6 protein-coding genes are annotated in these 11,719 nt (G+C 62.3%); all 6 read left to right on the top strand.

The genetic code is table 11. The features are described 5' to 3' along the window. The first annotated feature begins 132 nt into the window (after window positions 1-132). A complete protein-coding gene (locus ACYVM5_RS02965; protein WP_460616689.1) occupies window positions 133-3,171 on the top strand; it encodes a SusC/RagA family TonB-linked outer membrane protein in 3,039 nt (1,012 codons plus the stop codon). 32 nt (window positions 3,172-3,203) lie between these two features. Then, window positions 3,204-4,781, top strand: coding sequence for a RagB/SusD family nutrient uptake outer membrane protein (locus ACYVM5_RS02960; protein ID WP_460616688.1), 1,578 nt, complete (start codon window positions 3,204-3,206; stop codon window positions 4,779-4,781). Between the two features lie 65 nt (window positions 4,782-4,846). Continuing rightward, a complete protein-coding gene (locus ACYVM5_RS02955; RefSeq protein ID WP_460616687.1) occupies window positions 4,847-6,895 on the top strand; it encodes a DUF2264 domain-containing protein in 2,049 nt (682 codons plus the stop codon). Between the two features lie 343 nt (window positions 6,896-7,238). Then, window positions 7,239-9,395, top strand: coding sequence for a glycoside hydrolase family protein (locus tag ACYVM5_RS02950; RefSeq protein WP_460616686.1), 2,157 nt, complete (start codon window positions 7,239-7,241; stop codon window positions 9,393-9,395). Window positions 9,396-9,443: 48 nt separating this feature from the next. Further along, window positions 9,444-10,760 (top strand): BNR repeat-containing protein, encoded by a 1,317-nt coding sequence (locus ACYVM5_RS02945; RefSeq protein WP_460616685.1) that lies wholly within the window; start codon window positions 9,444-9,446, stop codon window positions 10,758-10,760. Between the two features lie 268 nt (window positions 10,761-11,028). Beyond that, the gene (locus ACYVM5_RS02940; protein WP_460616684.1) at window positions 11,029-11,697 is read left to right on the top strand and encodes a TIGR04282 family arsenosugar biosynthesis glycosyltransferase; all 669 of its coding nucleotides are present in this window, start codon (window positions 11,029-11,031) and stop codon (window positions 11,695-11,697) included. Window positions 11,698-11,719 lie beyond the last annotated feature (22 nt).

Here is an 11,719-nt window from a genome sequence, read left to right as displayed (position 1 = left end):
CCTTTTTAGCCTAAAAACACCCCGGATTTCGCTTAAACAGCCGGGTACTTTTACCTCAGAAAACAGCCTCTGAGATTCTCACAAATTCCCACCCCGGGCAGCCTTCGCCAGTTGCCTTTTCCCCTAAATCATATGCAGGCAAAACTTTTACTCCTCTGCGGAGCGCTGCCCCTGGCCGTGCTCCAACCCACCGCTAGCCGGGCCGATGCTCCGCTGGCGGCCCTCGGGCTGGCCGTGTCGGCGGCCGAGGGTACCATCTCGGGCACCGTGCTTGATGAGAAGGGCGCGGGCCTGCCCGGCGTGACGGTGGTGCTGAAAGGCACGACCACCGGCACCAGCACCGACGCCAACGGCGGCTTCACGCTGACCATTCCTGATGGGACGGCCGCGCCCACGCTGGTCATCTCCTTTGTGGGCTACGTGAAGCAGGAAATTGTGGTGGGCAGCCAAACGAAGATTACCGTGAAGCTGGCCCCCGATACCCAGGACCTGAGCGAAGTGGTGGTGGTGGGCTACGGTACCCAGAAGCGCTCCGACGTGACGGGCTCGGTGGTATCGGTGCCGCAGGACCGGCTGGAGAAGCTGCCGGTGGCCAACGTGGCCCAGGCCCTGCAGGGCGCAGTGGCCGGCGTGCAGGTCACCAGCGGCTCGGGGGTGCCGGGCTCGCAGTCCAGCATCCAGATTCGGGGCGTGCGCTCGATTACGGCGAATACCGACCCGTATTTGATTGTGGACGGGCTGCCGTTTGCGGGCAACCTGAATGACATCAACACCAACGACATCGCCTCGATTGAGATTCTGAAGGATGCTTCCTCGACGGCCATTTATGGCACGAAGGGCTCTAACGGCGTGATTCTGGTGACCACCAAGCGCGGCAAAACCGGCAAGCCCCAGATTCGCTACGCGGGCTACGCCGGGCCGGAGTATATGGTGCAGAAGCTGCACCCGCTGAACGGGCCCGAATTCGCCGCGAAATACGAGGAGTTTACCCGGCAGCGGGGCATCACCTTCGGCCACGTGCCCAACCTGAGCGAGGTGGACAACTACAACGCCGGCCGCACCGTGGACTGGATGGAGCTGATTAAGCAGCAGGGCTTTATCCAGGACCACAATGTGTCGATTTCGGGTGGCAACGACGACGTGAAGTACTTCGTGTCGGGCGACTATTTCAAGCAGCAGGGCATCATCAAAGGGTATCAGTACCAGCGCATCAGCTTCCGCACGAACATTGATGCCAACCTGACCAACTGGCTGCGGGTGGGCACTTCGGCCTTCTACGCCAACAACGACGACGGCGGCGGCCGCGCCAATCTCAGCTCGGCCCAAATTGCCAGCCCCTACGGCAACGTGTACAACCCCGACGGCACCTACACCATCTTCCCGCAGCAGCCCGAACAGCTCTTCAATAACCCGCTGATTGGCACCACTACTACGCGCGAAAGCCGCGTGAACCAGCTCACCGGCACGGGCTACCTGGAGGTGGCCCCCACCTTCCTGAGCGGCCTGAAATACCGCCTGAACGTGACGTATGGCTACCGCACCTACCGCTTCGCCAGCTACGTGGGCCGGCAGGGCGGCGACCTGCGCGGTTCGGCGGCGCTGGTGAACGAGGAGCGGCCCAACTACACGGTGGAGAACGTGCTGTCTTACAACAAAGACATTGACAAGCACCACGTGGACGTGACGCTGGTGCAGAGCGCCCAGCAGAACAAATACTTCACGACGTCGGAAAACGCCAGCGGCTTCATCAACGACCAGATTGGCTTCAACAGCATCGGCTCGGGCTCGAACACGCCTACCATTGGCTCCTACAGCGAGATGCGCCGCCTCGAATCGCAGATGGCCCGTGTGAACTACTCTTACGACAGCCGCTACCTGTTCACGGCCACGGCCCGGCGCGACGGCTCCTCCGTATTCGGGGCCAATGCGGATAAGTACGCCGTTTTCCCTTCGGTGGCGGTGGGCTGGAACGTGGCCAACGAGGCTTTCCTGAAGGATAATTCCATCCTGAACGTGCTGAAGCTGCGCTTTTCGTACGGCACTACCGGCAACGAAGGCATCACGCCTTACCAAACCATTACCGGTGGGGCCTTGCTGCAATACGCCTACGGCGGCGTGGCGGCAGTGGGCGTGCGGGCCAACAACATCGGCAACGCCAACCTGAAGTGGGAGCAAACCACCAGCGCCAACTACGCCATCGACTTTGGCCTGCTGAAAAACCGCATCACGGGTAGCCTCGAATACTACGATGCCACCACCAAAGACCTGCTGCTGGCCCGCCAGATTCCGGTTATCTCGGGCTACACCTCCATTCTCGACAACATTGGCCGGGTGCAGAACAAGGGCATCGAGCTGACGCTGAACACGGTAAATATTCAGAAAGCGGATTTCAGCTGGTCGTCGGCCTTCAACATCTCGGCCAACCGCAACCGCCTGCTGGAACTGGGCTACACCAGCACCGACGACATCGGCAACCGCCGTTTCCTGGGCCGGCCGCTGGGTGCCATCTACGACTACCGCAAGATTGGCGTGTGGCAGGTGGGCGAAGACCCCTCGCAGCAGGACCCCGGCGCCAAGCCCGGCGACCTGAAATTCGCGGACCTAAACGGCGACAAGAAAATTGACTCCAGCGACCGCGAATACGTGGGCTCGACGCTGCCCGACTACACGGCCGGCCTCACCAACACCTTCACTTACAAGGGCCTGAGTCTGCGCGTGTTCCTGCAAACGGCGCAGGGAATTCTGAAAAACAACGGCATCCTGAACTTCGTGGACCTGGGCGGCCGCCTCAATACGCCGCAGGAAGTGGGCTACTGGACGCCCCAGAACGCCAGCCAGGACCGCCCCGGCCTGAACTTCTACAACACCCGCGGCTACCAGTACCCCGTGGATGCCAGCTACACCCGCCTCAAAGACGTGACGCTGAGCTACTCGCTGCCCGCCTCGCTGACCGAGCGCCTGAAAATGGGCGGTGTTTCCGTCTACGTGAGCGGCCGCAACCTCTACACCTGGACCAAGTGGGTGGGCTGGGACCCCGAGCAGGGCTACACCCTGGGCAACGGCTCCGGCAACGTGGACAACCTGACCACGCTCGGCAACCCCGGCACGGGCACCAACCCCAACTTCCCGCAGCTCAGGACCTTCGTGTTCGGCCTGAACCTGACCCTGTAATCCCATCCCACCCGCCTTACCGCTCCCGATATATGAAACGCATTGGATTAATGGGCCTGGCCCTGCTGGCAGCCGCCCAGCTGCTGAGCTCCTGTAAGAAAGATTTCCTCGACGAAGCCCCCAAGTCGCTCTACACGCCCCAGACGGTGCTGACCGATTCGCTGGGTTTCGAGGCTGCGATGGCCGGCCTGCAATCCGTCGTGCGCGAGCAGTACACCCGCTCCGACGAGCAGGGCCTGCTGGGCATGATGCAGCTCGGCACCGACGTGGCCATTCCCGGCCAGGTGCAGGGCGCCGAAATTCCCTACTACAATTACACGCTGCTGAACTCGCAGGACGTGGCCGCCAGCGTGATGTGGAGCTGGGCCTACCGCACCATCAACAACTGCAACCAGATTATCCAGGGGGCGGCTACCGCGCCGGCCACCCTGCGCCAGGGCTACAAGGACCGCATCAGCGGCGAGGCCCGCTTCTACCGCGCCTACGCCTATAACTTCCTGGTGACGCTCTGGGGCGACGTGCCGCTGATTGAGCAGCCCATAACCACGCCCCGCACCGACTTCACCCGCACACCCATCGCCCAGGTGAATACGTTCATCATCAATGACCTGACCACGGCCATTCCCAAGCTGTTTCTGGCCAGCAAGGCCGCTTCGGGCCGCATCACGAAGGGCGCGGCCCAGCAATTGCTCGGCGAAGTGTACCTGCGCACCAACCAGCCCGCGCTGGCCGAAACGCAGCTGAAGGAAGTCATCAGCGGCGGCCAGTACAGCTTGATTAAGGCCCGCTACGGGGTGAAAGCGACCCAGCCCGGCGACTACTTCGCCGATATGTTTATTGTGGGCAACCAGCGCCGCAACCAGGGTAATACCGAGCTGATTTGGGGCATTGAGCAGCAGCTCCTTGTGCCTGGCGGCACCACCAGCGCCCAGCAGCGCCGCATGTGGGTACCGGCCTACTACAACGTGAACGGCATGTTGCTGGTCGACTCGCTGGGCGGGCGCGGCCTGGGCCGCCTGCGCCTCAGCAACTGGGTCGATTACCGCCTGTACAACGGCCCCGACATGCGCAATTCGAAGTACAACCTCAAGCGTCGCTTCTATTACAACAACCCCGCCGTGCCCGCACTCTACGGCAAGCGGGTGACCGGCCTCACCGGCTCGGATACCATTTTCTACATCACGCCCTATACCACCAAGTGGAACCAGTTTGACCCCACCGATACCTTCGGTTTCGGCACCATCAAGGACCTGCCCATGATGCGCCTGGGCGAAACCTACCTGCTGCTGGCCGAGGCCCAGGTGAAGCAGAACAACACCACCGGCGCTGCCAGTAGCATCAACGAGCTGCGCACCCGCGCCCAGGCCACCCCGGTAACGGCCAGCCAGATGACGCTCGATTTCATCCTCGACGAGCGCGCCCGCGAGCTGATAGGGGAGGAGCAGCGCCGTCTCACGCTCCTGCGCACCGGCACGCTCATCGACCGCGTGACGCGACTGAACCCGGCTCCGGTTTCCGGCCTCACCACCAAAAAGCTGCTATTGCCCATCCCGCAAACGTCAATTGACCTGAACGGCATGGCCACGCTGGGTCAGAATGACGGGTACTAACAGGTAGTAGGCAAATAGACCGTCATGCTTCGCTGCGCTTTGCATGACGACCTGGAGTGACCATTATGCTCAAGAACACAACCGGCTTATTAATCGGGCTGCTCACAGGCTTGGCTGCCACTCAGGCCTGCGGTCAAACCGCGCCTCCCGCTTTCACCACTACCGTCACGCCGCCTGCTACCAAGCTGCCGCTGTTCCAGGTGAAGCAGCCCGATAAGAAGCTGAGCCCCTTCACGGGCATGACGCGGCGGCACTGGCAGGACGCCGCCCGCTACCTGCTCAGCGGCGCGTTCAGCTACATCCATCAGCTGGATGACCCGATGCAGTTCCCGAAGCAGCCCGGCAAAAGCTACCCGCGCACCGCCGCCCAAGTGCCCACCGAAAAGCTGGAAGGCCTGTGCCGCACGCTATTCATGGCCGCGCCGCTGCTGAAAGAAGACCCCGGCCTGACGCTGAACGGCATCAAAGTGGGCGACTACTACCGCCACCAGCTGGCCCAGCTGGTGAACCCGGCCAGCCCGTCGTTCATTCAGCCCCGGGCGAAGGACGGCGGCCCCAGCCAGAATCTGGTAGAATTCGGCGGGCTGAGCGTGGCGCTGTTTGCCGCGCCCGAAATTCTGTGGGACCCGCTGCCCCAGACCACCAAAGATGCCCTGGCCGCCACCATGCTCAGCTACGGCGACGGCCCCACCGTGCCCCAGAACTGGCGCTACTTCAACATCTTCATCCTAAGCTTCTACAAAAGCCGGGGCTATACCGTCAATGAGAAATTGATGGAAGAGTACCTGCAAAAGCAGCTCACGCACTACCGCGGCGAAGGCTGGTACCACGACGCGCCCACCTTCGACTACTACAGCATGTGGGCTTTCCAGATGTACGGCCGGCTGTGGAGCGAATACTACGGCCGGGCACACTACCCCGAAATCGCCACCCAGCTCACCGCCAATTTTGCCCCGCTCAAGGATAATTACCCCTACCAGTTCGGACGCGACGGCAGCATGATAATGTGGGGCCGCAGCATCACCTACCGCTTTGCGGCCGTGGTGCCCTTCCCGCTGATGGGCCTGCACCCCGAGGCCGGCACCAACTTCGGCTGGATGCGGCGCATTGCCTCGGGCACGCTGCTGCAGTTCCTGGAGAACCCGGATTTTTTGCAGGACAATATCCCCACGCTGGGCTTCTACGGCGCTTTCGACCCCGCCGTGCAGGCTTACAGCTGCCGGGGCAGCGTGTTCTGGATGGCCAAGGCCTTCCTGGGCCTGCTCGTGCCGGCCGACTCGCCCTTCTGGACCGCCGCCGAAAACGAAGGCCCCTGGGGCAAAGAGCTGAAGCCGGGCACCGTGTTCAACAAGTTCGAGGCCGGCCCCAACATCCTCGTGACCGACTACCCCAACACCGGCGCGGCCGAAATCCGCGTGCCCTCGGCCCAGCCCGCCAGCGACGGCAACCGGGGCAACGAAAACTACAACCGCCTGAGCTACAACAGCGCCTTCCCCTGGCAGGCCGACGGCCCCAACGGCGAAGTGGCCATGGACTACGTGTTCAAAACCCAGGCAAACAAGTGGGAGCCGCTGCGCCTCTACACCTTCAAAAAATTTGAAAACGGCATCTACTACCGCGACGCTGAGCTGGAAACCAACCACAACATCAGGCTCCACCTGGCCGAAATCACCCTGCCCAACGGCATCCTGCGCCTCGACCAGAACCTGAGCACCGAACCCGTGGCCGCCCGCCTGGGTCACTACGCCCTGCCCAACCTCACGGGCACCATCCGGCGCACTACCCGCAAAGTGAACGGCTACGAGGCCCAACTCATCGATAACGGCACCTGGCAGCTGGCCCTCATCCCGCTCAGCGGCTGGACCAAAACCGAAACCCTGACCACTACCGGCCTCAACCCCGTGAAGCCCGAAAGCGCCATTCTAAATGTCTCGGCCCAGTTTGTGCCCGCCCAAACCACGCTCTACGCCACGCTCATGCTTTGGAAAAAATCCGGCGCAACCTGGACCGATGCCGAGCTGATGCCCGTGAAAAAACTCCTGCCAGAAGTCTCGACCGGCAGCGCCGTTGTGACTTTCAAGGATGGCAGCAGCAAGACCATAAAATTTGATTAAAAAGAAAAATAACGAACGTACGGCCCCGACTAGCGCCAACCCGGCTAGCTGAGCAGTGAGAAACTTGCTAGCCCAACAGTGAGAGCGCGGCCCCGCTGCAAAAGGAGCCGCTGGCCGGTGGGAGGTGGGACCATTGCCGGCCACTGGTCGGGCCGTGCGTTCGTGTTTTTCTTCGTTTGTTTTTCCTCTGTCTGTCATCCTGAGCTTGCGAGGGACCTTATCACGACTGCTTAATTTGGTCCGGTTCTGAGCAGTGCGAACGTGATAAGGTCCTTCGCAAGCTCAGGATGACAAGTGGCTTTACTCCGCATCTTCAAGTGGCTCCGGCCACTTTATCGTTTTTATGAAATACCGTTTCAGCCTCCTGATGCTGTTTAGCGTGCTTGGATTTATCAGGCCCGCTGCCGGCAAGCCCGGCCCGCCCGCGAAGGAAAAAACCAGCGCCTACCTGTTCGTCTACTTCACCGGCAACGACATCAAGGAAGAAGCCATCCGCTTCGCCCTCAGCCCCGATGGCTACCACTACACGGCCCTCAATGGCAACCGGCCGGTCATCAGCTCGGCCACCATCAGCGAAACGGGCGGCGTGCGCGACCCGCACATCCTGCGCGGGGCCGATGGCAAAACCTTCTACATGGTGGCTACCGACATGGTATCGGCCAAAGGCTGGGATTCGAACCGGGGCATGGTGCTCATGAAGTCCACCGACCTGATTAACTGGAAGTCCAGCGCCATCAATTTCCAGAAGCGTTACCCCGGCCAGGACAACCTGAAACGCGTCTGGGCCCCGCAAACTATCTACGATGCCAGTGCCGGGAAATACCTGGTTTACTTCTCGCTGAAGCACGGTACGGAGCCCGATAAAATCTATTGCGCCTACGCCAACAAGGACTTCACTGACCTCGAAGGCGAGCCGAAACAGCTATTTGTGAGCCCCACCAACGGCTCGTGCATCGACGGCGACATCGTGGCGAAGGATGGAAAGTTTTACCTGTTCTTTAAGACCGAAGGCAAGGGCAACGGCATCAAAATCGCCGTGTCGGACAAGCTCACCGGCGGTTACGTGCTGCGCGACCAGTACGTGCAGCAAACCACCGACCCGGTGGAAGGCGCGGGCACCTTCAAGCTCAACAATTCCAACGATTACATCCTGATGTACGACGTGTACACCAAGGGCCGCTACCAGTTCACCCGCACCTCTGACCTGCAGAATTTCAAGGTTGTGGACAGCGAAGTGAGCATGAATTTCCACCCGCGCCACGGCACCGTGCTACCCATCACGGCGCAGGAGGGCGCGCGCCTGGCCGCCCGCTGGCTGGCCCCGGCCGACGTGCTGCGCTCGGCCCGCAACCCCGCTATCCGCACGCAAAACACGGTGGCTGATTCCGCCGCCGGCAAGCTGGCCTTCCTGGCCAAACCGGGCACTAATCTGAAAGCCTTCGACCCCTCGTTTTCTGCTTTCGCGGGCGTGGCGGTGCAGCCCGCCGGCCCGCAGGATTTCACCAAAGGCCCCGTGCGCTACACCGTGAGCGGCACCAACCAGAAGCAGCCCGTGGCGGTGAGCATCACCGAAACCCACAACCCCGCCCTGACCGGCTACTACGCCGACCCGGCCATTATCTACGCCGAGAAAACCGGCAAATTCTACCTCTACCCCACGAGCGACGGGTTTACGGGCTGGTCGGGCACCTACTTCAAAGCGTTTTCGTCGCCGGATTTGGTGAATTGGAAGGACGAGGGCGTGATGCTGGATTTGGGGAAGGACGTGAGCTGGGCGAAGAAAAACGCCTGGGCACCTTGCATCATCGAGCAGAAAACGGCCACCGGCTACCAGTACGCCTACTATTTCTGCGCCGAAGCCAAGATTGGCGTGGCCCTAGCCGACAGCCCCACCGGCCCGTTCGTGGACACCGGCAAGCCGCTGATTGACACGCGGCCCGAGGGCGCAAAGGGCGGCCAGCAGATTGACCCGGCCGTATTCCACGACCCCAAAACCGGCAAAAACTACCTCTACTGGGGCAACGGCTACCTGGCCGGCGCGGAACTGAACGACGACCTCATCTCCCTAAAACCCGGCACCACGCAGCTGATGACGCCCGACGGCACCTTCCGCGAGGGCAGCCACGTGCTCTACCGCAACGGCACCTACTACTTCATGTGGAGCGAAAACGACACCCGCGACCCCGACTACCGCGTGCGCTACGGCACGGCCACCACGCCACTGGGCAAAATCACGGTGCCGGCCAATAACCTAGTTATCAGCAAGGACGCGGCGGCTGGCCTTTACGGCACCGGTCACAACAGCACCATCCAGGTGCCGAGCCGCGACGAGTGGTACCTCGTCTACCACCGCTTCACCTACCCCGAGGGCCTCGGCATGGGCCGCGCCGCCGGCTACCACCGCGAAGTCTGCATCGATAAGCTGGAATTCAACCCCGACGGCAGCATCAAGCCCGTGACGCCCACGCACGTCGGCATCCAACCTGTGCGGGTGAAATAGCCTGTCGCGCTCAGCAAAAGGCGCATTTTTAAACCCCACCTACCTGCTATGCTGAATTTTCGATTTGCCCCGGGCCTGATGTTGCTGCTGCTGGTCGGTTGCTGGCAGCCGCTGACGGGCCGCGCTCAAACCCCGGTGGGCCTGGGCTGGGCGAAGAATAACGTGAACGGCGCGGTGTTCCGCAAAAACTCCGTCGTGACGCAGGGCCGCGACCAGTACGTGGCTTGGTACGACTCGGCGGCCTACGTGGTGCTGGCCAAACGGCGGCTGCCGGCTGGGCCATGGCAGGTGCAACGCACGCCATACCAGGGCAATGTGAAGGATGCCCACAACGTCATCAGCCTGATGGTGGACGGCGCGGGCTACGTACACCTGTCCTTCGACCACCACAACAACCCCCTGCACTACTGCCGCGGTCAAGCGCCCGGCTCGCTCACAATGGGCCCGCTCCAGCCCATGACCGGCCAGCAGGAGCAGAAAGTGAGTTACCCCGAATTTCATCGTTTCCCCGGCGGCGACGTGCTGTTTATGTACCGCGACGGCGGCTCCGGCAACGGCAACCTCGTGCTAAACCGCTACAGCCCCAAAACCCAGAAATGGACCCGCCTGCACAGCGTCCTCATCGACGGCGAGGGCCAGCGCAATGCCTACTGGCAGGCCTGCATCGACGCGCGGGGCACCATCCACGTGTCGTGGGTGTGGCGCGAGTCGCCCAACGTGGCCTCCAACCACGACATGGCCTACGCCTGCTCGAAGGACGGTGGCCTGACCTGGCAGCGCAGCACCGGCGAGAAGTATCAACTGCCCATCACCGAAAAAATCGCCGAGTACGCCACCCGCATCCCCCAGAACAGCGAGCTGATTAACCAGACCAGCATCACCGCCGATGCCCAGGGCCGGCCCTACATCGCCACCTACTGGCGGCCGGCTGGCACCCAAGTGCCACAGTACCAATTGATTTATCTGAATGGCAGTCAGTGGAAAACCGCCCAGATTAGCCAGCGCACCACACCCTTCAGCCTTAGCGGCGTGGGCACAAAGAAGATACCGATTTCGCGTCCGCAACTACTGGTTTCGACGCAGAAAGGCAAAATGGCGGCCTACCTGCTATACCGCGACGCCGAGCGCCAGGACCACGCCTCGGTGCTGCAATGCCCCGACCTCGCCACCAACCAGTGGGCCGCTACTGACCTTACCACTACTTCCGTGGGCAACTGGGAGCCCAGCTACGACACCGAGCGCTGGAAAAGCGACGGCATCCTCAGCCTCTTTGTGCAGCGCACCGGCCAAGGCGACGGCGAAACCCTCGAAAACCTGCCCCCGCAGCCGGTTTACGTGCTGGAGTGGCAACCCGTCCGCCGATAAAACTTGCTGGCATCAGGACTGTAATGCCACTGGCCCGGTCCGGTGGGAGAGGTGCGCGCCGTGTAGCGGAGGCAGAATGGAGCGAAAATAACCGCCCTTATCGAACTTTGCCTCCACCGGTGCCGGAATCTGAGTTCCCGTTGTTGCCGTATGTGGCGGCACGGCGTTAGCTCGGCCGTAGATTTCACTCGTCTCCAGCGTTACGCCCTGCCCCAATAGTGTTTTGGCAGTGGGGCCGTTCCATATGTCCCACTCACCCGTTGCCGTCTTGTTGTTCACCCGCTCGGCGGGCGAGGAGGCAGCGCACAAGCGTTTTGTCAGCCACGGCACCCGGGCCGGCAATGCCGCCGTTGCGGCCCAGCTCATCCACCGGGCCGAGGCTACCGCCAGTAGGGCGGGGATTGATTTTGTGCGGGTAGATTCAGCCCAACAAACGGGGGCCACCTTCGGTGAGCGGCTCACCAACGCCATGCGGCGCGTTTTTAGGCAGGGTTACGAATGCCTGCTGGTGATGGGCAATGACTGTCCCCAGCTCACCGAAAACCTGCTGCGGCAGGCCGCCGCCGCCGTGCAGCAAACCGGAGCCGTAGTAGGCCCCGCCACCGACGGCGGCGTGTACCTGCTGGGCATGGCGCGCGTCGTGTTTGAGAGCCAGGACTGGGCCGCGCTTCCCTGGCAAACGGCGCAGCTGGGCACCGCCCTGCTCCAGCAGCTCCGGCAGCAGCGCTCCACGACCGGCGTGCTGCCCGTGCTGGCCGATATCGATGACGAGCAGGGCCTCGTCGCGGCCCTGCGGTTGCCGCTGGCCCGGCCGTTGCTGCGCCGGTTGCGGCGGCTGCGCAGCCCCATACCGGGGGGCCTGCCTGCCGATGCCACCGTCGGCAACCAGCGCGCCGCTGTGGCGGCGCGCCCCCACCGGGGGCCGCCGGCTTGCTAAAATTTTCGGGATTTGCTACCCC

The sequence above is a fragment of the Hymenobacter ruber genome (genome assembly GCF_054783255.1).
This window is presented reverse-complemented; position numbering and strand designations above follow the sequence as displayed.

Coding starts and splice junctions, on each gene's coding strand:
- ACYVM5_RS02965 (WP_460616689.1), top strand. CDS start 133: ATGCAGGCAAAACTTTTACTCCTCTGCGGAGCGCTGCCCCTGGCCGTG.
- ACYVM5_RS02960 (WP_460616688.1), top strand. CDS start 3,204: ATGAAACGCATTGGATTAATGGGCCTGGCCCTGCTGGCAGCCGCCCAG.
- ACYVM5_RS02955 (WP_460616687.1), top strand. CDS start 4,847: ATGCTCAAGAACACAACCGGCTTATTAATCGGGCTGCTCACAGGCTTG.
- ACYVM5_RS02950 (WP_460616686.1), top strand. CDS start 7,239: ATGAAATACCGTTTCAGCCTCCTGATGCTGTTTAGCGTGCTTGGATTT.
- ACYVM5_RS02945 (WP_460616685.1), top strand. CDS start 9,444: ATGCTGAATTTTCGATTTGCCCCGGGCCTGATGTTGCTGCTGCTGGTC.